A 22,103-nucleotide genomic window follows, 5' to 3' on the forward strand; every position below is an offset into this window, starting at 1 on the left:
CGGTCGGAATCGCGGTGGGAATCGCCGTGCGGCGCACCCGGGCGGTCCACGTCGCCTCCTCCTCCGGCCGACACACGGGCCGTACGCTCACTGTCGCGGCCGGGCGCGCGCAACTCGTCCTGCCGCAGGGTGCGTTCGAACGCGGCGGAGCCGCCGGTGCCGTGTCTCCCGCCCGGCGCCGCCGGGCCACGGCCCAGCGCACCGCCCCCGGGCGGCAATCCACCGCGGGCCGACGCGGCCCCCTCCCGGCGGATGGAGTCCCCACTGCCCCTCATCTGCCTCACGCTCCACGAGGTCGGTCCGGACGGTTCTCCGGTGCGGCGGAAACGGTGCCACCAGCATCGCGCCTGCGGGCGCCCCGTGACACGGGTCCACCCCCTGCGAGTTCGATTGTTCCCTACTCGGGGGCCGACCGGTGAGGCGATCAAGCACACCTGTGGATAACCCGTGGCAGAAGGTTTCGCTTCCCGGCCGGCGTGTCAACCGATAATGTCGCGAATGTCCTTCGCGAACGGCCCTTTCGGCACGTCCCGCGCCGCGTTCCCGGCGGCTGTCCCGTCGTCGGAGCCGGGAACCGCCGACGGAGCGGGTTGTGGATAACGGCATCCGAGCCGCCCGGCCCCGGCACGAACCGGACCGGCGTACTCGCGACCGTGACCGCGATCGCCGTCGGCCGGGTGGTCGAGTTCCCGGTGAGTTCGCCCCGCCGCGCGGATGCGCGCAGACGCACATCACCGTCCCGGCGTCCTCGTGCGTCGCGAAGTGCCGTACGTCCCAAGCATGTTCCGTCGCCCTGCCAGGAGCCCACGCGCGGCGCCGGCGACCGGGGATCACCGTCGACCGCGGCATGCGCGGCGAGGTGGCGATCGCCCGCAGTTCGTCGATACCGACGCGGAAGCGCGGCCCCGTGGGAGCCGACGCGAAAGCGCCCCGAACCGTTCGGAGTTCGGGGCGCTCAGCGCAAATGACGTGCGGGTCAGGCGTTCTCGTTGACCCAGCTCATCATCTTGCGGAGCTCCTTGCCGGTGGTCTCCAGCTTGTGCCCGGCGTCGGCCTTGACGTACTCCTTGTACTTCGGCAGCCCCGCCTTGTACTCGGCCATCCAGGCGTTCGCGAACGAGCCGTCCTGGATCTCGGCGAGCACACGCTTCATCTCCGCCTTGGTGTCGGCGGTGATGATGCGGGGGCCGGTGACGTAGTCGCCCCACTCGGCGGTCTCGGAGATCGACCAGCGCATCTTCTCCAGGCCGCCCTCGTACATGAGGTCGACGATGAGCTTCAGCTCGTGCAGGCACTCGAAGTACGCGATCTCGGGCTGGTAGCCCGCCTCGACCAGCGTCTCGAAGCCGGCCTTGACCAGCGCGGCGGTGCCGCCGCACAGCACGGCCTGCTCGCCGAACAGGTCGGTCTCGGTCTCCTCGGTGAAGGTCGTCTTGATGACGCCGGCGCGCGTACCGCCGATGCCCTTCGCGTACGACAGCGCCAGCTCGAACGCCTTGCCGGTGGCGTCCTGCTCGACCGCGACGATGCAGGGGACGCCGCGGCCCTCTTCGTACTGGCGGCGGACCAGGTGGCCCGGGCCCTTCGGGGCGACCAGCGCGACATCGACGTTCGCCGGGGGCTTGATGAAGCCGAAGCGGATGTTGAAGCCGTGCCCGAAGAAGAGCGCGTCGCCGTCCTTCAGGTGCGGCTCGATCGCCTGGGTGTACACGTCGGCCTGGACCGGGTCCGGCGTGAGGATCATGATGACGTCGGCCTCGGCCGCGGCCTCGGACGGGGTGACGACCCGCAGGCCGGCCTCCTCCGCCTTGGCACGGCTCTTGGAGCCCTCCAGCAGACCGACGCGCACGTCGACGCCGGAGTCGCGCAGCGACAGCGCGTGGGCGTGGCCCTGGCTGCCGTAGCCGATCACCGCGACCTTGCGGTTCTGGATGATGGACAGGTCGGCGTCGTCGTCGTAGAACAGCTCGGCCACTTCGGGGTTCTCCTTAAGACACGTGTTGCGGGTCGCGACCCGTGTGCACATCCTTGCAAACGATGCGGTGGGTCGGTGCCGGTGGTTTGCAGTGTGAGACCGACGTGCTCACGGGGTGGTCAGGCGCTGCGCTCCACCGGGCGCAGCGAGCGGTCGGTGATGGAGCGCGCGCCGCGCCCGATCGCGACGACGCCGGACTGCACCAACTCCTTGATGCCGAACGGCTCCAGCATGCGCAGCATGGCGTCGAGCTTGTCCGAGCCGCCGGTCGCCTCGATGGTCACGGCGTCCGGCGACACGTCGACGGTCTTGGCCCGGAACAACTGCACGATCTCGACGATCTGCGAGCGGGTCTCGTGGTCCGCACGGACCTTGACCAGCAGCAGTTCGCGCTGCACCGACTGCGACGAGTCGAGCTCGACGATCTTGAGGACGTTGACCAGCTTGTTGAGCTGCTTGGTCACCTGCTCCAGCGGCAGGTCCTCGACCGCCACGACGATCGTGATGCGCGAGATGTCCGGGTGCTCGGTGGTCCCGACGGCGAGCGAGTCGATGTTGAAGCCGCGCCGCGAGAACAGCGCCGTGATGCGCGCCAGGACGCCCGGCTTGTTCTCGACGAGGACCGAGAGGGTGTGCTTGGACATGGTCTGAAAGCCTTCCTGAGTCCTCGTCACTCTTCGCCGTCGCCGAAGTCCGGGCGCTGGTCCCGGGCGGCGAGGATTTCGTCGTTGGACGTGCCGGCCGCGACCATCGGCCAGACCATGGCGTCCTGGTGCACGACGAAGTCGACGACGACCGGGCGGTCGTTGATCTCCATCGCCTGCTTGATGGTGGCGTCCAGGTCGTCCGGGCTCTCGCAGCGCAGCCCGACGCAACCCATCGCCTCGCCGAGCTTCACGAAGTCCGGGATGTGCTTGCTGTGCAGGTCGGTGTTGGAGTAGCGCTGGTTGTAGAACAGTGTCTGCCACTGCCGGACCATGCCGAGGCTGCCGTTGTTGATGATGGCGACCTTGATCGGGATGTTGTTGAGCGCGCAGGTGACCAGCTCCTGGTTGGTCATCTGGAAGCAGCCGTCGCCGTCGATGGCCCAGACCGTGGTCTCCGGCATGCCGGTCTTGGCGCCCATCGCGGCCGGGACCGCGTAGCCCATCGTGCCCGCCCCGCCCGAGTTGAGCCAGGTGTACGGCTTCTCGTGCTTGATGAAGTGCGCCGCCCACATCTGGTGCTGGCCGACGCCCGCCGCGAAGACGGTGTCCGGGCCGCTGATCGCGCTCAGGCGCTCGATGACCAGCTGCGGCGACAGTGTGCCGTCGTCCGGCAGGTCGTAGCCGAGCGGGTAGCGGTCGCGCCAGTCGTTCAGCTGCGTCCACCACGCCTCGTAGTCGCCGCGCCGGCCGGCCTCGTGCTCGGCCTGGACGGCGACCACCAGGTCGGCGATGACCTCGCGGGCGTCGCCGACGATCGGGACGTCCGCGGTGCGGTTCTTGGAGATCTCCGCGGGGTCGATGTCGGCGTGCACGATGGTCGCGTTCGGCGCGAAGGTGTCGAGCCGTCCGGTGACCCGGTCGTCGAAACGGGCGCCCAGCGAGACGATCAGGTCGGCGCGCTGCAGGGCGGTGACCGCGGCGACGGTGCCGTGCATGCCGGGCATGCCCAGGTGCTGGGCGTGGCTGTCCGGGAACGCGCCGCGCGCCATCAGAGTGGTGACGACCGGGGCGCCGGTCAGCTCGGCCAGCACGCGCAGTTCGGCGGACGCGTGCGCCTTGAGGACGCCGCCGCCGACGTACAGCACGGGCTGCTTGGCGCCGGACAGCAGGCGGGCGGCCTCGCGGATCTGCTTGGCGTGCGGGCGCGTGACCGGGCGGTAGCCGGGGAGTTCCGGGGTGCCGGACCAGACGAACTCGGTCTGCGCCTGGAGCGCGTCCTTGGAGATGTCGACCAGGACCGGGCCGGGCCGGCCGGTCGAGGCGATGTGGAACGCCGCGGCGATCGTCGGGGCGATCTCCGCCGGGTCGGTGACCAGGAAGTTGTGCTTGGTGATCGGCATCGTGATGCCGCAGATGTCCGCCTCCTGGAAGGCGTCCGTGCCGATCGCGCCGCTGGGCACCTGGCCGGTGATCGCGACCATCGGCACGGAGTCCATGTGGGCGTCCGCGATGGGGGTCACGAGGTTGGTCGCGCCCGGGCCCGAGGTGGCCATGCAGACCCCGACGCGGCCGGTCGCCTGGGCGTAGCCCGTGGCGGCGTGGCCGGCGCCCTGCTCGTGGCGGACGAGGATGTGCCGGACCTTGGTCGAGTCGAGGAGCGGGTCGTACGCGGGAAGGATCGCACCTCCGGGGATGCCGAAGACGGTGTCTACACCGGCGGCTTCCAGGGAGCGGATCAGCGCCTGTGCTCCTGTCACCTGCTCAGTCATGGGTTCTGTCTCTTCTCGATCGCGGTCGGCATCTCGTGTGGTCTGGCCGCGGCGGACGGGCTGCCCCCGTCGTCACCGCAACAAAAAACCCCTCGAGCCGTGAGGCATGCGAGGGGAGGCGCGTGGGCTGTCGGGTGCTCAGCTCACGCGCGCCGTTACTACGAGGATGCGGGTCTGCATGCCCTGACCTTTCCTCCGAGCAAGGGTACGTGTCAAGCAGCGGCCAATCGGGTCTCACGATGCGGACATTCTGTCCGGGTGCGGGCCGTTCGGGCGTCGCGCGCGTCACACCGCTCAGACCTGCGGACGCTGCACGGGCACCACCGGGGGACGCTCCAGCCCGTCCACCATCGCGATGCCGATGTCGTCGCGCCCGAGGACCTGGAGGACGCCCTCCTCCTCCAGCGGCCCCGAGTACAGGAACCCCTGCCCGCGCTGGCAGCCCATCTCGCGCAGGATCGCCGCCTGGTCCGGGGTCTCCACGCCCGACGCCACCAGCGTCAGCCCGAGGTCGAGCCCGAGCCGCACGATGGTCGAGGTCAGCGCGGTCAGATGCGGGCACGAGCCGACCTCCGCGACGAACGACCGGTCGATCTTGAGGGTGTCGATGGGCATGCGCCGCAGATACGCCAGCGACGACTGCCCGGTCCCGAAGTCGTCCACGGACAGCCGGATGCCGAGCCGCTTGAGCGCCACGATCCGGTCGATCAGCTCGTCGGCGCTCTCACCGCGCACGTTCTCGGTGATCTCCAGCGTCAGCGCCTGCGGCGGCAGTGACGAGCGGCGCAGCACCCCGTCGACCACGTCCACGAAGCCCGGCCCGGTCACCTGGCGGGCCGGGAGGCTGAGGCTGGCACCCACGTCGTGGCCCGCGGCCCGCCAGCGCGTCGTCCGGTCCACGACCTCCTCCAGCAGCCAGCGGCCCAGCGGCGGCATCGGGGCGTCGGCGCCGCCGGACAGTCGGATGAACTCGGCCGCGCCGACCAGCGCCCCGCGGTCGTCGCGGCGCCGCAGCAGCGCCTCGACGTCGCGCACGCGGCCCGTCGCGAGGTCCACGACCGGCTGGTAGAGGACGGTGAGGCGCTTCTCGTGCAGCGCGCGGCGCTGGCGTGCGGCGCGCTCGACGCGGCGGACCGCGTCGACGTGCATCTGCGGGGCGTACACCTCGACCCGGCCCTTGCCGCCGGACTTCGCGCGGTACATGGCCAGGTCCGCGTTGCGCATCAGGTCGGCCGGGTCGATGTCGGGGGTGGAGAAGGCGATGCCGATCGACGCGGCGACGCGCACCTCCTGGTCGTTGATGCGGTACGGCGCCGACAACGTGCTCAGCAGGCGCTCGGCGATCTCCCGGATGGCGCGCGGCGACGCGTCCCCGACCAGCAGCGCGGCGAACTCGTCGCCGCCGAACCGCGCGACGGTGTCGCCGACGCGCACCGCGCGCTCCAGGCGGCGCGCGGCCTGCACCAGGAGCTCGTCGCCGACCGCGTGCCCGCCCGCGTCGTTGACCGCCTTGAAGCCGTCGAGGTCGAGGAACAGCACGGCGACCGTCGGGGTGACGCCGCGGCGCTGCGCCAGGGCGTGCTGGATGCGGTCCTCGAACAGCGCGCGGTTGGGCAGGTCGGTCAACCGGTCGTGGAACGCGTCGTGTTCGAGCTGCGTCTGGAGTTTGACCCGGTCGGTCACGTCGCGGCTGTTGAGGATGATGCCGTCGCCGTAGCGATTGACCGCGGACTCGGTGTGCAGCCACGTCCCGGCGGCCGAGCGGATGCGGCACTCGATGCGGGTCATCGCGGGCTGGGCCGCCTCGTCGAGGAAGCGCCGCAGTTCGCGCTGCACGCGCGCGTCGTCCTCGGGGTGGATGAGCAGTTCGAGGCGGGTGCCGACCAGTTCCTCGGGCTCGAAGCCGTAGACGCGGCGGACGGCGTGGCTGACGTACTGGAGCACGCCGTCCTTGGCGGCGATCATGATGACGTCGCTCGAACCCTGCACCAGGGAGCGGAAGTGGCTTTCCTGGACTGCCAGTTCCTGGGCCATGAAGACGTTGTCGACCAGCGTGATGCCCTGCCGCAGGACCAGGACGACCAGCACCGAGCCGCCCGCGACCAGCACGACCGGGTCCGGCTGCCGCCCCGCGACCGCGTCGCCCAGCACGCCCGCGGTGCACACCGCCGCCGCGATGTACGGGGTGAGCGCGGACAGCATGGAGAACGTGCGGTGGCCGCCCGAGGGCGTGACCGCGGGCGGGGTGGCGTCCCCCATCCACGGGGCCACCGCGAGCAGGACGCTGCCCGCGAACCAGCCGGCGTCCAGCAGTTCACCCGAGCGGTAGCCGCCGTGCAGGCCGGGCGTGGTCCACAACGCGTCGCTCATCACCGTCACGGCGAGCGCGACGAGGGCGACGTTGAGCGCCGCGCGGTCCCCGCTGCCGGCCCGGAAGCGCAGGCCCAGGACCATGCTGACGAGCAGGATGTCCATGACCGGGTACGCGAGGGTGAGCGCGATCTTCAGGGCGTCGGTGCGGTCGCCGTTCGCGGTCCGCGCCAAGGCCATGCTCCAGCCGAGGGTGAACAGCGACCCGGCGATGAGCCAGCCGTCCAGGACCAGGCAGGCCCACGCGGCAACTCCCTTGGGGCGCTGGGCGATCAGCAGCAGGCCGACGATCGCGGGGGGCGCGAAGAAGAGGAAGAACCAGTCGGCCGGGCCCGGGGTCGGCACCTCGGTGGCGAGCACGACTTCGTACCAGCCCCAGATGCCGTTGCCGACCGCGACCATGCACGCCGAGATGCCGAGCAGGGCCCAGGACAGCCCTGCCCTGCCGCGCAGTTGGGCGGCGCGCACCAGGCACGAGACGGCGGCGCCGCCCGCGGCGGCGGCCAGCCCGAAGTCGCCCATCGTGAGCGACACCGTGGGACTGCCCCACCCCAGGAGCGCGCCGATGGCGTAGGCGACGCACAGCGGGACGGCGACGGACAGGGCACGCCGCCTGGCACGGATTCCGGACAAGATCAGCGGTCACGCCCGCTCGGAGCGCCCGTCGCGGGTCGCTCTCCGGTGAGTGCGGCGGGCATCGACGCGGTAGTCCCCCGGCATTGACGACTCCCCTCCTCGCCGAGTCCGGAAGTGGCCGGCCTCGCGCGGGTCCTGCTGACGCGGCGGACCTGGCGGACCCGTTCAGCCCCCTCGGCGTTCCACGATTCGGACGATACACCACTTCCGTCACTGTGTGCTCGCTTCCCAAAACACAGAGTAACTAACTTTCACCACGCGCACGCCCTGTTCCAGTGAAGTTGTGACGAAGTGTGCGGGAAATGCCCACGGTTGGCCGCGCAGGGGTGGCGAACCAGCGGAACCGTTCCTGGTGACGAGGGTGGCGCGGAAGAAACCGGACGCGATGCCCCCGCCGCGCTTTTCGGCCAGACACGCATGCGGATTCCGGCCACCGGCCGCGGTACGTGCTCCCACGCGGCCGTGCCGGATGCCGGCGGCAGGCAGCCGTGCGATCTCGCGGACCGGTCAGTCCCGGCGCAGGATCACGACGCCCTTGCCGGACGCCACCCGCTCGAAGCCCTGCCGCTCCAGATACGTGATCCAACTCCGTACCCACTGCTCCTTGCCGTCCCACGCGTCCACCGCGGCCCAGCCCGGCCCGGGGAGCACGGTCGGGAAGCTCGTGACGCGCGCCCGCGAGGTGAGCCGGGTGGCCAGGCGCTCGGTGCTGCTCACCTGCACGTCGTCGGGGATCTGCGCGACCAGTTCCTCGGCGCGCTCGACGCGTTCGTCGACCAACCACGCTTTCTTGTGCAGCAGTTCCATCATCGGGAAGTCGCGGCAGAGCGAGACCGACACGGCGAGCGGCACGATCACGGCCTTGGCCGCGTACCGGCGCAGCCAGTCGTGACGCGAACGGCGGAGCCTGACCACGGCGTCGACGAAGGCGGCGAACACGATCGGCATCAGCACGGCGCTGTAATGGAAGAGGACGCCCCAGTAGTACTGATTGCTCGACGTGAACCGCCACAGCAGGGTCGGGAGCACCATCACCAAGATCGGTGAGCGCAGCGCCAGGAAGCCGGTCGGCAGCAGCAGCGTGAACAGCGTCATCCACTTCACGCTGGGGAAGAGCATGTCGTACGGCAGGCCGAGGACCAGTTCGCTGACCGGCACGTCCTCGGCGGGCGCCCCGGGTGTGGCATTGCCCGAGCGCGCCTCGCCCCCGTCCAGATTGCCCCAGAACGGGTATTCGCCGGTCGGGTTCAACGACGGCAGGATCACGAACACGACGATCACGAACGCGGCGATCCCGACCCCGGCGGAGATCGCGGCCCAGCGCCACTGGCGCCGCATCGCGAGGAAGATGCCGGCCGCCACGAGCGTGAGCGACAGGTCCTCCTTGACCAGGACCAGCGGAAGCAGCCACAGCACGCCCGCGCGGTACTCCTGGCGCAGGAAGCGCTCCAGCGCGAACGCCAGCATCGGCACCGCGAAGCAGATCTCGTGGAACTCGAACGCGACAGCGCTCTGCAACCCCCAGCCGAGTCCGTACGCCACACCGAACGCGGCACCGCCGAGGTTCCCGAACGCCCGCACCCCGATCCGCGTCATCGGCACGATCGACAGCGCGATCAGCAGCGACTGCGCGACGAGCAGCGTGCCCGGCCCGGGGAACACCCGGTAGAACGGGCCGAGCAGGGCGAGGATCGGGTGGAAGTGCTCGCCGAGCACGTTGAAGCCGGGCTCGCGGATGTCGGAGACGGGCGCGCGGAAGTGCGCGTAGTTGCGTACCACCTGCTCGAAGAGTCCGACGTCGTACGCGTGCGTGTCCATGCGCCGGTGCTTGAGCAGCGCATAGGTGGTGTAGACGAGGAAGAACGCGGCCGCGATGAGGTACGGGACGGCTCCCGGTCCCAGCCGGAAGCGGTCCAGGGCGGCGCCGCGTGCCGACGCCTTGGGCGCACCCGAACCGGCGTCACGCGTGTCGGAGGCGATGCCTCCCGGCGCGTCGACGGCCTGTGCGGTCCCGGAGTCGGCGGATCCCCCCGCGACCGTGCCGCCGTCGACCCGGCTCGCCGGAATGTTCATGTCTCTCCGCCTCGTACACCGGCCGCCGTGAGCAGCCGCGACCCCGCCGTGGACAACGGCCCCAGACCCTACCAATCAGATACGGGTCATCCTGATCACCAGGTTGTCGGCGGACAGCGGTTTCCTCGCGGTGTCACCCGTCCGTGGCGGCCGTCGGGGAGCGGACGTCCGGCGACGCGTCCTCGGGCGTCCGCGTCGGACGCGCTCGCCCGACACCGCGCCTGACCCTGTGCCCGACACTTCGCCCGACACCGCGCCCGACTGCCCCTCGTCGGAGGCGCCCGGATCAGGCCCCGCGTCCGTCCCCCGGCCCCGCGACGATGTTGTCCGGCTCGCGCCCCTCCGCCCACGCCGTGACCTGTGCGCGGATCAGCCGCTGCGCACGCGGCAGGAAGGCGGACGAACTGCCGCCGACGTGCGGGCTGATGAGCACGCCGGGCGCGGATCGCAGCGGGTGGTCGGCGGGCAGCGGCTCCGGGTCGGTGACGTCCAGGGCCGCGGTGATCCGCCCCGCGGCCAGCTCCGCGAGCAGCGCCTTGGTGTCGACCACCGGCCCGCGCGCGACGTTCACCAGCAGCGCTCCGTCGCGCATGCGCGCCAGGAACTCGGCGTCGACGAGGCCGCGGGTCGCATCGGTGAGCGGGGTTGTGACGATGACGACGTCGGCGGTCGGCAGCAGCGCCGGGAGCTCGGAAATCGCCCGCACAGGGGCGCCGTCGGCGGTGGTGCGGGCGCGGCGGGCGACGCGTACGACATCGACCTCGAACCCGCCGAGGCGGCGTTCCACTGCCTCACCGATCGAGCCGTAGCCCAGGATCAGCACGGTCCGGTCCGCGAGTGCCGGGTAAAAGCCGGCCCGCCACTCCCCCGCGTCCTGGCCGCGGACGAACGACGGGATGCCGCGCAGGGACGCCAGCGTGAGCGCGACCGCGAGCTCGGCGGTGCTGCTCTCGTGGATGCCTCGGCCGTTGGCCAGCTTAGCGCCGGGCGGCAGGTGGGGCAGCACGTGTTCGTACCCGGCGGTCAGCGTCTGCACGTACCTCACGTCCGGCATCGCGGCGAGCACGCGCAACGGCGCCTCGTCGAAGGTGTACGGCAGGACGTAGAACTCCACTCCGTCGTGCTCGGTCGGGGGCGGCGCCACGCCGTCGTAGACCTCGACGTCCAGTGCCGCCGGGAGCCCGCCGACCTCGGTCGGGTGGTACGGCATGCGGACGCGCCCGGGCGGCGGTGCGGCGCGGTGCGGCTCGGCGGGGGTTGTCGAAGCGGCCATGCGGGGAACTCTACGGTCGCCACACGCGTCGTCGAGTCGGGTGGTACGGCCGGGAGAGCGCACGATCGCTCAGTGAGGCGGTAAGACGGTGGTCCCAGGCAAGCGCACGCGAAGAATGCCCGCGGCGAGACTGGCCGCGGTAGCCGTGGCGGTGGTGCTCGCGGCGTCGGCGTGCTCCGACGACGGCGGTGGCGACGACGACCCGGGGAAGGCGGCGGCGCAGACACCGGTGTCACCCGCGCCGACTCCTCCGGGGCCGACCGCGCCGGGCGTACCGGGTGCCGCGGTGACCGGCGACGTGGTCACGGGCCTCGACTCGCCCTGGGGCATCGCGCCGCTGCCCGACGGCGACGTGCTCGTGGCGTCGCGCAACGAGGGGACGGTGTCGCGGTTCCGGCCGGGGACGCCGGGTCGGACCGAGGTGGGCGAGGTGCCCGGTTCGCGGCACGAGGGCGAGGGCGGGCTGCTCGGCCTCGCGCTGTCGCCGGACTTCGCCCGCGACGGCTGGGTCTACATCTATACGACGACCGACGACGACAACCGCATCCTGCGCATGAAGTACACGCGCGAGGGCGGGCTGACCTCGCCCGAGGTGCTGCTCAGCGGGATCCCGGCGGGCAGTCGCCACGACGGCGGGCGGATCGCGTTCGGCCCCGACGGCATGTTGTACGCGGGCACCGGCGAGGCGGGCGACGAGCCGCTGTCGCAGGACCTCGACTCGCTCGGCGGCAAGATCCTGCGGCTGACCCCCGAGGGCAAGCCCGCACCCGGCAACCCCTTCCCGGGCTCGCCGGTCTACAGCCTCGGGCACCGCAATGTGCAGGGGCTCGCGTGGGACTCGTCGGGTCGGTTGTGGGCCGCGGAGTTCGGCCAGAACGAGTGGGACGAGGTCAACCTGGTCACGCCCGGCTCCAACTACGGCTGGCCGGTCGTCGAGGGCATCGCCAAGAACCCGAAGTACGTGGACCCGCTCGTGCAGTGGTCGACCGCCGAGGCGTCGCCCAGCGGCATCGCGATCGTCGGCGACGTCGTCTACGTCGCGGGACTGCGCGGCGAGCGCCTGTGGCAGGTACCGATCCAGGGTGACCGACTGGGCGAGCCGGTGGCGCTGTTCAAGGACAAGTACGGCAGGCTCCGCACCGTCCTCGTGGCGCCGGGCGGCACGGGGCTGTGGGTGTCCACCAGCAACACCGACGGCCGCGGCGACGTCCGCGACGGCGACGACCGCATTTTGCAGGTGTCGCTGGGCTGAACCGCGGTGCACCGCCCGCGGTGCTCCGGGGCCGCCCCCCGGATGGCTTTGCCGCGCCCGGACTTCACTGCGCGACTCCCGCGCGGGCCCGGAACCGGGCTTCTGGAGCACACCGCGCTGCGGACCGACCCTCAGGCGGAGTCCACCAATTGGAGGCGGTGCGCCAGCGCCGCCGCTTCGCCTCGGCTGGAGACCTCCAGCTTTCCCAGGATGTTCGAGACGTGCACGCTCGCCGTCTTGACGCTGATGAACAGTTCCTCGGCGATCTGCCGGTTGCTGCGGCCGTCCACGACCAGCCGCAGCACGTCGCGTTCGCGCGGGGTGAGCATCGCCCCCTCGGGCAGCTCGGCGGCGGGCTGCGTGTCGGGGCGTACGCCCGCCACCGCCGACCCGTCCAACGGCAACCGCGCCCGGCGGGCCAGCAGTTCGGTCTCCTCGGTGAGCGGGCGCGCGCCCAACGCGACCGCGCTCGCGTGCGCCTGGGCCAGCACGCTCGTGGCCCGCACCCGGTCCCCGGCGGCGATGAGCGCCGCGGCAAGGCGGCAGCGGACCCGGGCGAGGACGTACGGCTGCGCGGTCTGCTCCCAGGCCGCGACCGCCTCCTCCCACAGCTCGACGGTCGCCTCACCCTCGGCGCGGGCCAGTTCGGCGCGCAGATTGACCGCGTGGGCCTCGTCCAGCGGGCAGTCGCGGGCCAGCGACATCGCGACCGCGCGGATGCGCTTCAGCACCTCCTGACGGGCCTTCAGTTCGGCGCCGCCGCGCGGGTACCCGGCCAGCTCGGTCGCGTCGCCCTCGGCGCGCGCCGACTCGACGAGCAACGGCCACGTGTAGCGCTGGTGCCCGGTCGGGGAATCGGCGCTCAGATCGGGCGCGATCAGCTCGCGCACCTCGGCGAGGCGGCCGAGGCGGCGCGCCACCGCGACCTCCAGCGTGCGCAGCGGGATGCGGAACTGCGGTTCGACGTACGTCGCGTCGGCGATCTGGCGGGCTTCGTCCAGGACGCGCGTGGCGGTCGCGATGTCGCCGCGGGCGAGCGCGATCTCGACCAGGAGGCGGTTGGCGTGGCCCGCGGTCTCGGGCTTGGTCTCGTACTCGAACACCTCGTCGAGCAGGCGTTCGGCCTCGTCCCATTCACCGAGCGAGATCAGGCTCTCGCCGAGGTTGCCGATGGTGAACGCCCCGATGCCGCGTACCAGTCCGCGTTCCCGCGCGATAGCCAGCGCCTCGGCCCCGGCCTCTGCCGCGTCACGGTGCCTGCCCAGTCCCTCCAGCACCGACGACAGGTTGCTGAGCACCAGGCACATGATGTCCGGTTCGGACGCGCGCTTCGCGAGCGAGCGGGCCTCCTCGAACTCGGCCAGGCCCTCGTGCGGGCGGCCGAGGCTGACCAGGAGGCAGCCGAGCGTCTTGAGGATGGTGGCCTCGTCCGCCGGGCTGCCGACGCTGCGGGCGATGGCCAGCGCCTCGCGGGCGGTCTCGACCGAATCCTCGGTGGGGCCGTCGAGCATCTGGTCGCGGGCGATCTGGCCGAGGACGCGGGCGTGTTCGATGGACGGCGGCAGTCCGACGAGCAGGTGCTCGGCCTTCTGGAGCTCGGCCAGGCCGCTGGAGCGGTTGCTGCCGCGCAGCAGGCCGGCCCTGATGGTCCACAGCGCGGCGGCGCGGCGGGGGTCCACGTCCACGTCGACCAGGTCGAGGGCCTGGCGGCTGAAGGCGAGGGCCTTGTCGAACGCGTTGTCGAAGCGGGCCGGGGAGATCGCCGTGAAGAGCAGGTCGAGCAGTGTGATGCCGGTCAGTTCCTCGGGGTCGGAGACCTGCTCCCACAGCTCCAGGGCGCGTTCGAGCAGGCGGAACTGCTCGCCGAACGCGTAACGGGAGCGCGCGGTGTCGGCGGCGGCCAGGACGGCCGGCAGTGCCTCCGTGGCGCGGCCCGCGTGGTACCAGTACATCGCCAGACGGCTGGAGTGCTCGTCGCAGGGCACCAGTTCGGGGTTGCGCTCCAGGGCCTCGGCGTAGCGGACGTACATCCGCATGCGCTCGCCGGGGAGCAGGTCGTCGCGGACCGCCTCACGGACGAGGGCGTGCCGGAACTGGTAGCCGTCGCCGTCCTTGGTGGGTACCAGCACGTGCATGGACACCGCGCCGCGCAGGGCCTCGTCCAGTTCCGCGCCGCCGAGTCCGGCCACCTCGCTGAGCAGGGCGTGGCCCACGGTGCTGCCGCCGACGGCGGCGGTGCGGACCACCCGCTGGGTGCTGTCGGGCAGTTCCTCGACGCGGATCAGCAGCAGGTCGCGGAGGGTGTCGGAGAGGCCGGCCAGGCGCCCGGCGCGTACGCCGCGGGCCAGTTCCTCGACGAAGAAGGCGTTGCCCTCGGACTTCTGGAAGATCTGCCGGATCAGGCGGCGGGACGGCTCCTCGCCGAGGATTCCGCGCAGTTGCTCGCCGACCTGGGCGCGGGTGAGGCGGCCGAGGTCGAGGCGGCGTACGGACCGGATCCGGTCGAGTTCCGCGAGGAAGGGGCGCAGCGGGTGGCGGCGGTCGATGGCGTCGGCGCGGTAGGTGCCGACGACCAGGATCCGGCCGCGGCGCATCGAGCGGACCAGGAAGGAGAGCAGCTCGCGTGTGGAGGCGTCCGCCCAGTGCAGGTCCTCGAAGGCGACGACGAGGGTGTGGTCCTCGCCGAGCCGCTCCAGCACGCGCAGCATCAGCTCGAAGAGCCGTGCGCGGTCGTAATCGCCGGAGGTGATGCCGGAGGGTATCGGCGCGAGGTGCGGCATGATCCACGACAGGTCCTGCTCGCGGCCCGCGACGGCGCTGGCCAGCTCGGGGCCGAGCGCGTCGGTGAGGGCGCGCATCGCCGCGGAGACCGGCGCGAAGGGCAGGCCCTCGGCGCCCAGCTCCAGACAGCCGCCGATCGCGGTCACCGCGCCCTTGGCCTCCGCCTGGTCCACGAACTCCTGGAGCAGGCGGGTCTTGCCGACCCCGGCCTCGCCACCGATCAGGACGACGCCGGGCGTGCCCGCGTCGGCGTCGCGCAGGGCGTCCGCGAGCTGGGACAACTCGGGGAGGCGACCGACGAAAACGGGGCTGACCGCGACAGAGGACACGAGGTCGAGCATGCCATGCGAAACGGACACGAAGCGCCCCCTTTTCTCCCGAGGCGAACTTGTTGTCGCAGGTCAAGGCCGCTGGACGCGAACCGGGACGGCGACCGGACGCGAAGGCGGGTGGCCAATAGGCGCGAGAAGGGCCCAGGAGCACCCCCGACGGTGTCCTGGGCCCTTCTTCCGGCCCTGGTCGGCTCGGCCCCCCTTCCTCGAAAGCCTTGCCGACCTGCCTCCGGTCATACCGCGGGTCGTACTGACCCGGCGATACCACCGGCGCTTGCGCGTGAACTCTCCTCCGCGGCCTGCGCGAGGCGGCGGGCCTCGCGGCGGTTGCGGAGGGCCTTGCGGACCCGGCGCTCGTGCGCCGCGGTGCGGTGCAGTTCGGCCTGACGGGCCTGGAACATCTCGTACTCCAGCATTTCGGCTTCTCCTTGTGACGGTTTCCTCGGCGGCTTCTCCGCTTCGGAGGCCCTCTCGGGGCATGTCATAAGGTTCGCGTCCCAGACGGGTGCCGGGCATCGGGCGGATGCCCGATCTTGAACGGCCGGGGACGTCTTAGGGGGCCTTAGTGGCGCGTGGACACGGCCTAAGGCCCCCTAAGGCGGCGCCCGGGTGTACCTAGGACGGGTGCCGTCCGGCCGCCGGGCGCCTGAGGCCCTGCCGGGCGAGGCCGCGGAACTGCGTGGCGGCCGGTCGCTCGGACTGGCATGATGCCGCTCCCTTGACCGCGCCAACCAATCGGACGACTTGTCCGGGATCGGCGCGCCGTCACCTTTTTCTCCCCCGGGAGCTTCGACTTGTCAGCGTCCTCACCGACTGCCGAGCCGCCACCGATCCAGCCGCCTCCGACCGGGCCGCCGCCGATCCGACCGCCCGTGATCCAAGCGCCGCCGAGCGGGCCGCCGCCGGCCGCCGTGCGCCGAAGACGCCGGATCCTCACCGGCCCCCTGTTCTCCTGGGCGGCGCTGCTGGGCGTCCTCGCCGGTGCCGGGATCGGCTACGGCATCCAGGCGTCCCGCGCCGCCGACCCCGTGCCGCCGCTGATCGGCGACAGCCCGGAAATCCGTTACGCGGCCCCGGATGTGCGGCCGTTCGTCCTGCCCGCCGAACAGGACGACAAGGTGCGCCGCGACGGCGACCTGCGCGAACTGCTGCTGCCGGTACCGGACGGCGGCATCGAATACAGCGCCTACCACGGCGGGGACAATTGGCTCTCGCTCCCCGAATACCTCGCGAGCGTCAAGAACAACATCTCCGCCATGTCCCAGCTCTTCGGAGACAACTGGCGGCGCACCGCCGCCCGTTCGTGGGTGCAACCCAACCGGGTGCTGGTCAACGTCACGCTCCACCAGTTCGGCGACGGTGCGCCCTCCGCCGGCCGGTGGATCGAATCCGATCTCGCCTACGACCAGAGGTCCGGCGCCTCGCCCGGCCAGGATCCCGCCATCCCCGGCACCGGATCCGGCCGCCTGACCGTTTTCCCGCGCGACACCGCGCCGGGCAACTCCGCGCCCTACTCCGCGCGCGCCGCCGCATGGCGCGGGGACATCTACATGGCGGTGTGGTTCTACGCGCCGTCGCCGATCGACGAGGCGCAGGCGCTGGAGACCGCGCGGCAGCAGGCGGCGCGGCTGTGAAGAGTTCCCGTACGTTCCAATGGGTGGCCGCGGCGGTCGGCTGGGCCCTGCTGCTGGTCGCCGCCGGGCTCGGCTTCATGGGCTACCGGCTCTTCCACGAGGACGGCCCGTCCGCGCAGGAGCGGCCCGTCGTCGCCGGTACGGCCGACAAACCGGCCTTCGTGGCCCCGGTACTGTCCCTCGGCGCCGACGGCACGCATACCGGACCGATCGAGCACGGTTTGGCCCCGTACTCGCTGCTCTGGAGGCCCGGCGGCGACGACGGTGAGAAGGGCGTGAGCGGTGCGCTCTCCCGCGAGGACGTCGAGGACGGCGTACAGGCGACCCTCGACCGGCTTGCCGCGACCATCGGGGTGCCGCCCACCGACGCGGCCGAGGTGATGCGGCAACAGGGCTGGGACGCAAGCGCGTTCCGCAAGTACCGCGGCAGGTCCGCGACCGCCGACGTGCGCATCGAGGTGACGCGCATGGCCCCCGAGGGCGCGAAGACGGCGAACGACAGCCTGCGGCGCGCCACCGAACCCGGGACGGCGCCGTTCCCCTCCGGCGTCACCGACAGCGGCGCCGAGGTCTGGTGCGCGCTGCGCGCCGCGAACCCGGATTCGGGTCTGATCGAGCTCACCTGCGGCGCCGTTGTGGGCGACATCCAGGTCCACTTCGTCGCGCTGGGCGGGTACGAGGGCTCGCTGGAGTCGGCGGCCGTCCTGTTCCGCGAACAGGTGGCTCACCTGCGCAAGGGAGGTGCTGCCGCGTGACCGGTCGACCGGAAGCCGTCGGAGCCACGTCCGAGCCTGAACTCGTGGACACTGCCGAACCGTTGGCCGCCTCGGCCGCTGTGCCGGAAGCCGTTGCGGGAGCCGCGCCGGAACCTGTCGCGGGGGCCACCGTGGCTGCCGAAGTGCCGGGAGCCCTCCCGGCCGACGCCGGACCCGCTCCGCGCCCGCGACGGCTGCGCGGCATCCTGCGCTGGACGTCCGCCTTCCTCGTCTTCGCCGCCGTCGCCGGCGGCGCGACCGTGCTCACGACCCTCCCGGACCGCAGGACGCTGCCTGGGCTGGGCACGGAGTCGGACGGCCGCCACGACTACCCGGCGCTGTCCGTACCGCCCATCGTGCGGTCGGAGTTCGGGGACGGGACGGCGACGCGACGCCTGTACGACATCCGCCTGGTGCTCCTGCCCAGGCCGAAGGGCGCGCTGCCGGACACGACCTTCCCAGGGCGGGACGGGTGGCTGGCGACCGAGAAGTACCTGTCGCTGTACGCCGATCCGGCGCCGATCGCGGGCGTGCTGCGCGACCACGGTCTGCGCCACATCGCCGCCGACGCGTGGCGGACGTCCGACGGCATGCGCACCGAGGTGTACCTGCTGCACTTCGACTCACACGAAATCGCGTCGATGTACTACCGGAACAAAGGGTCCGAGGCGCTGCCCGTCGCCGTCGAGAAGGGGGAGGCGTCCTACAAGCCGCCGGAGGGGTTCCGGAAACCGACGTTCACGACGCTGCGCGGGCGTCTGAGCGAAGTCCCGGACGCCGAAGGTCTGTTCGGGCGCGTCGCGGTCATCCAGAGCGGGGACGTCGTGGCCGTCGTGCTCACCCGGTCGCCTGCCGGGGTCTCGCGCGTGCCGTTCGACCAGGCGGTGGATTTGCAGGCGCAGTTGCTGGGCTGAGGCGACCCACTGCGCGAAGGGTGCCGCCCCGTTCTGGGGNGTCGTGGCCGTCGTGCTCACCCGGTCGCCTGCCGGGGTCTCGCGCGTGCCGTTCGACCAGGCGGTGGATTTGCAGGCGCAGTTGCTGGGCTGAGGCGACCCACTGCGCGAAGGGTGCCGCCCCGTTCTGGGGCGGCACCCTTCGTCTGGGCCGCGCGTCTGTGCCGCGCGTGCCTGCCGCTCGTCCGTTCCGATCGTGCGTGGCGATCGTGCGTGCCGCGCGTCCGCGCCGCGCGGTCTCGGCGGGGCGTCAGGAGACGCCGAGCTTCTCCAGGATCAATTCGCGGACGCGCGCCGCGTCGGCCTGGCCGCGGGTGGCCTTCATGACCGCGCCGATGAGCGCGCCCACCGGGCCGAGGTTGCCGGACTTGATCTTGGCGACGGCGTCCGCCTGCGCGGCGACGGCGTCGTCGATCGCGGCACCGAGCGCGCCCTCGTCCGAGACGACCTTCAGGCCGCGCTTCTCGACGACGGCGTCCGGCTCACCCTCCCCGGCCAACACGCCCTCGATGACCTGCCGGGCCAGCTTGTCGTTCAGCTCACCGGCCTTGACCAGTGCGGCGACCCGGGCGACCTGCGCGGGCGTGATCGGCAGCGCGGACACCTCGACGCCGCGCTCGTTGGCGTTGCGGGCCAACTCGCCCAGCCACCACTTGCGCGCCGCGTCGGAGTCCGCACCGGCCGCGACCGTCTCCACGATCACGTCGACCGCACCCGCGTTGACCAGCGACTGCATGTCGAAGTCCGAGACGCCCCACTCCGCCTGGAGGCGCTTGCGGCGCACCGACGGCTTCTCCGGCAGCGTGGCGCGCAGCTCCTCGACCCACTCCCGGGACGGAGCCACCGGCACCAGGTCGGGCTCGGGGAAGTACCGGTAGTCCTCGGCCTCCTCCTTGACGCGCCCGGCCGTGGTGCTGCCGTCGTCCTCGTGGAAGTGCCGGGTCTCCTGGACGATCGTGCCGCCCTCGGACAGCACCGTCGCGTGCCGCTGGATCTCGAACCGGATGGCCCGCTCCACCGAGCGCAGCGAGTTGACGTTCTTCGTCTCCGAACGCGTGCCGAACTTCTCGCGGCCGTGCGGGCGCAGCGACAGGTTGGCGTCGCAGCGCATCTGGCCCAGCTCCATGCGGGCCTCGGAGACGCCGAGCGCCTTGATCAGGTCGCGCAGCTCGGCGACGTACGCCTTGGCGATCTCGGGGGCGAGGTCGCCGGCGCCCTCGATCGGCTTGGTGACGATCTCGATCAGCGGGATGCCGCACCGGTTGTAGTCGAGCAGCGAGTAGTCGGCGCCGTGGATGCGGCCGGTCGCGCCGCCCACGTGGGTCGACTTGCCGGTGTCCTCCTCCATGTGCGCGCGCTCGATGCCGACGCGCCATGTCTTGCCCTGCACCTCGACGTCGAGGTAGCCGTCGAACGCGATGGGCTCGTCGTACTGCGACGTCTGGAAGTTCTTCGGCATGTCCGGATAGAAGTAGTTCTTCCGGGCAAACCGGCACCACTCGGCGATCTCACAGTTGAGCGCGAGGCCGATGCGGATCGCGGACTCCACCGCCGTGCGGTTCACCACCGGCAGCGCGCCGGGCAGGCCGAGGCAGGTCGGACACACCTGGCTGTTCGGCTCGCCGCCGAACTCCGTCGAACACCCGCAGAACATCTTGGTGTCCGTGCCGAGCTCGACGTGGACCTCAAGGCCCATCACCGGGTCGTACGAGGCCAACGCCTCCTCGTACGACATGAGTTCGGTCGTGCTCACAGGAAGTGCAACTCCTTCAGGATCAGCGTGGTCCTGGTAACCCAGTCGGCGTACGCGGGTACCTTCGCGAGCGCCGTCAGATCGACGCTCTGGCCCAGGGATTCAAAATAGTCCTCGGCCCGATTGTGGGTCACTTGAGCCATCACTTGTCTCAGCCGGGACTTGGGATCAGGTTCCTTCTCGACCGCCTCCGACGCGGTCGGCAGATACGCGACATCGGCCCCTCGTAATCGCCGGAAAGCCCGAGCGTCGGCCAACATCCACGCCTCGGTCTCCCGGCGGGGTGCCAACACGACGGTCCTGGCCTGTCCTCCGCTCAGCGACTCCGCGAGTTTCTCCGCCTTGCCCCGCTCGTTCCAGTCGCTGTGCACGAACAACAAATGGCACCGGCGGGCGAGTTCCGCCGCCTCCACATGCAGCAGCGCCTCGTCCGAGACCATGGTGGCGCGCGGACACGTGGCCACGTCGTCGGCCAGGGCGACCGTGCGACGCGCCCCCTGTTCCAGCAGCGAGCCGACCTGGCGGAGCACGAGCGGTTCGAGGAAGTAGCGGTCGCTTCTGCCCTCGGTTATCAGCCCGACGACGAGTGGACGGCTCACCGCTCTCCCCCGGGGACCGTCTCCAGGAGACGCCGCACCTCGAAGTCCGTGGCGTAGGTGCCGAGATCGGCGTCCGGCGGCGGGCTGGCACGCACGGGGCGGACGATCGTGGCCTGGTCGCCGGGGACCCCACCCGGGGCGAAGCGTGTGCTCCGCTCCACGAACACCAGCGTGGCGTCGGGGGCGTCGCGGAACGCCGACACCAGGACGGGTGAGTGGGTCGTCATGAGCAGTTGCCGCATGGGACCCGTCGGCGGCGGCGCGTCCTGGTAGTCCGCGACGTCGCGGCGCAGTCGGCGTACCACCTCGGCGAGGCGGCTCGGGTGCAGGCCGTTCTCCAGCTCCTCGACCGCCAGAACCCCCGGGGCGTGCGGATCGTACGCGGCGGCGAGCAGTGCCAGGACGCGCAACGTGCCCTCGGACAGCACCGACGGGGCCGAACGCCGACCGTCCCGCTGCACCACGTCGAAGTCGTATTCGAACCGGCGCCGGTCGAACACCGGGTCGACCTCGCGGACTCCGGAGATGAGGGCGGCGAGATCGATGTTGAGGTCGTCGAGCAGGCCCGCTTTCTGGATCCGGTCGAGGACGGACGCCAGATTGGACCCGTCCGGACGGATCAGGTCGCCGTCCGAACCGGTCCCCGGGACCGGGTCGCGCATCGCGGAAGGCCGCAGCTCCAGCGGCCGCCAGGTCAGGCACTCACGCGTCACCGATTCCCAGAGCAGGCCCGGGACCGGGCCCCTGCCCAGGCGGATGTGGTCGCGTTCCTCGCGGCGCCGCAGCTCCGCGGCCGTACGGTCGATCGCCTCGGTCCACGCCGACGAGAGGCCGAGCCGGGTCATCCAGGATCGGTTCCGGAGTGCCGAGAACCACACCGCCGCCTCGCCCGGGAACAGCTCGCCGTCCCGCCACTCGGCCTCCAGGCGGAGCCGGGCCGGCATCGGGCCGAACGGGGTCTCCAGCAGCATGCCGACGACGATCCGCATCGGCGGCGGGTCCCCTCCGGCGGCGGTCCGGTGGAACAGGTCCGGACCGTGCCCGCGCGCCTGCCGGGCGAACGCGCGCTCGACCTTGTCCTCGACGCAGTCCGCGACCAGGCGCAGCGCGTCGAAGACGTTGGACTTGCCCGCCCCGTTGGGACCCACCAGGACCAGCGACGGGAGGACGTCCAGCTCGACGCCGACCAGGGACTTGAATCCGTCGATCTCCAGACGGGTGATCACGCGCGCACCTCCTTTCCGGCGGTCGCGGAACGGGCCGGGGACCCGGGGGGGGGGGGGGGGGGGGGGGGGGGGGGG

General features: G+C 71.7%; 14 protein-coding genes and 1 pseudogene. 4 read left to right on the forward strand and 11 right to left on the reverse strand.

Translation table 11 applies throughout. From position 1 onward, the window contains the following. Positions 1-976: 976 nt before the first annotated feature. From ilvC to ACRX5S_RS13060, 6 genes and pseudogenes are all read right to left on the reverse strand, one after another. The gene (gene ilvC / locus ACRX5S_RS13035) at positions 977-1,975 is read right to left on the reverse strand and encodes a ketol-acid reductoisomerase (protein ID WP_436773206.1); all 999 of its coding nucleotides are present in this window, start codon (positions 1,973-1,975) and stop codon (positions 977-979) included. Between the two features lie 119 nt (positions 1,976-2,094). Continuing rightward, positions 2,095-2,619: an acetolactate synthase small subunit gene (ilvN, locus tag ACRX5S_RS13040; RefSeq protein WP_436773043.1), complete on the reverse strand. Its 525-nt coding sequence runs from the start codon at positions 2,617-2,619 to the stop codon at positions 2,095-2,097. Between the two features lie 26 nt (positions 2,620-2,645). Next, a pseudogene (locus ACRX5S_RS13045) lies at positions 2,646-4,418 on the reverse strand (acetolactate synthase large subunit); the annotation flags it as partial. A gap of 267 nt (positions 4,419-4,685) precedes the next feature. Then, complete coding sequence (locus ACRX5S_RS13050) at positions 4,686-7,394, reverse strand: putative bifunctional diguanylate cyclase/phosphodiesterase (protein WP_436773044.1); 2,709 nt, start codon at positions 7,392-7,394, stop codon at positions 4,686-4,688. A 510-nt stretch (positions 7,395-7,904) separates the two neighbouring features. Then, entirely contained in the window at positions 7,905-9,470 is a 1,566-nt protein-coding gene (locus ACRX5S_RS13055) for a DUF2079 domain-containing protein (protein WP_436773045.1), read from the reverse strand. A 286-nt stretch (positions 9,471-9,756) separates the two neighbouring features. Continuing rightward, complete coding sequence (locus tag ACRX5S_RS13060; protein ID WP_436773046.1) at positions 9,757-10,743, reverse strand: 2-hydroxyacid dehydrogenase; 987 nt, start codon at positions 10,741-10,743, stop codon at positions 9,757-9,759. Between the two features lie 115 nt (positions 10,744-10,858). On the opposite strand from ACRX5S_RS13060, the gene ACRX5S_RS13065 reads away from it, so the two are divergent. Beyond that, complete coding sequence (locus ACRX5S_RS13065) at positions 10,859-11,995, forward strand: PQQ-dependent sugar dehydrogenase (protein ID WP_436773047.1); 1,137 nt, start codon at positions 10,859-10,861, stop codon at positions 11,993-11,995. A gap of 131 nt (positions 11,996-12,126) precedes the next feature. On the opposite strand, the gene ACRX5S_RS13070 is transcribed toward ACRX5S_RS13065, so the two are convergent. Both ACRX5S_RS13070 and ACRX5S_RS13075 read right to left on the reverse strand, forming a co-directional pair. Beyond that, entirely contained in the window at positions 12,127-15,135 is a 3,009-nt protein-coding gene (locus ACRX5S_RS13070; RefSeq protein WP_436773048.1) for a helix-turn-helix transcriptional regulator, read from the reverse strand. Between the two features lie 206 nt (positions 15,136-15,341). Further along, positions 15,342-15,524, reverse strand: coding sequence for a hypothetical protein (locus ACRX5S_RS13075; RefSeq protein ID WP_436773049.1), 183 nt, complete (start codon positions 15,522-15,524; stop codon positions 15,342-15,344). Between the two features lie 456 nt (positions 15,525-15,980). On the opposite strand from ACRX5S_RS13075, the gene ACRX5S_RS13080 reads away from it, so the two are divergent. Genes ACRX5S_RS13080 through ACRX5S_RS13090 form a run of 3 tightly spaced genes read left to right on the forward strand, consistent with a single transcriptional unit; the run spans position 15,981 to position 18,411 of the window. Then, a complete protein-coding gene (locus ACRX5S_RS13080; protein ID WP_436773050.1) occupies positions 15,981-16,742 on the forward strand; it encodes a hypothetical protein in 762 nt (253 codons plus the stop codon). A gap of 23 nt (positions 16,743-16,765) precedes the next feature. Further along, complete coding sequence (locus ACRX5S_RS13085; RefSeq protein WP_436773051.1) at positions 16,766-17,497, forward strand: hypothetical protein; 732 nt, start codon at positions 16,766-16,768, stop codon at positions 17,495-17,497. 44 nt (positions 17,498-17,541) lie between these two features. Further along, positions 17,542-18,411 (forward strand): hypothetical protein, encoded by an 870-nt coding sequence (locus tag ACRX5S_RS13090; RefSeq protein ID WP_436773052.1) that lies wholly within the window; start codon positions 17,542-17,544, stop codon positions 18,409-18,411. Between the two features lie 289 nt (positions 18,412-18,700). On the opposite strand, the gene gatB is transcribed toward ACRX5S_RS13090, so the two are convergent. From gatB to ACRX5S_RS13105, 3 genes are read right to left on the reverse strand one after another with little or no spacing between them, the layout of a single operon-like run. Continuing rightward, the gene (gene gatB / locus ACRX5S_RS13095; RefSeq protein ID WP_436773207.1) at positions 18,701-20,185 is read right to left on the reverse strand and encodes an Asp-tRNA(Asn)/Glu-tRNA(Gln) amidotransferase subunit GatB; all 1,485 of its coding nucleotides are present in this window, start codon (positions 20,183-20,185) and stop codon (positions 18,701-18,703) included. Between the two features lie 14 nt (positions 20,186-20,199). Then, the gene (locus ACRX5S_RS13100; RefSeq protein ID WP_436773053.1) at positions 20,200-20,802 is read right to left on the reverse strand and encodes a hypothetical protein; all 603 of its coding nucleotides are present in this window, start codon (positions 20,800-20,802) and stop codon (positions 20,200-20,202) included. Further along, the gene (locus ACRX5S_RS13105; protein WP_436773054.1) at positions 20,799-22,028 is read right to left on the reverse strand and encodes an AAA family ATPase; all 1,230 of its coding nucleotides are present in this window, start codon (positions 22,026-22,028) and stop codon (positions 20,799-20,801) included. Before ACRX5S_RS13105 ends, ACRX5S_RS13100 begins: the two co-directional genes overlap by 4 nt. Positions 22,029-22,103 lie beyond the last annotated feature (75 nt).

The sequence above is a fragment of the Yinghuangia sp. YIM S09857 genome (genome assembly GCF_051388915.1).
Taxonomy (GTDB): Bacteria; Actinomycetota; Actinomycetes; order Streptomycetales; family Streptomycetaceae; genus Yinghuangia.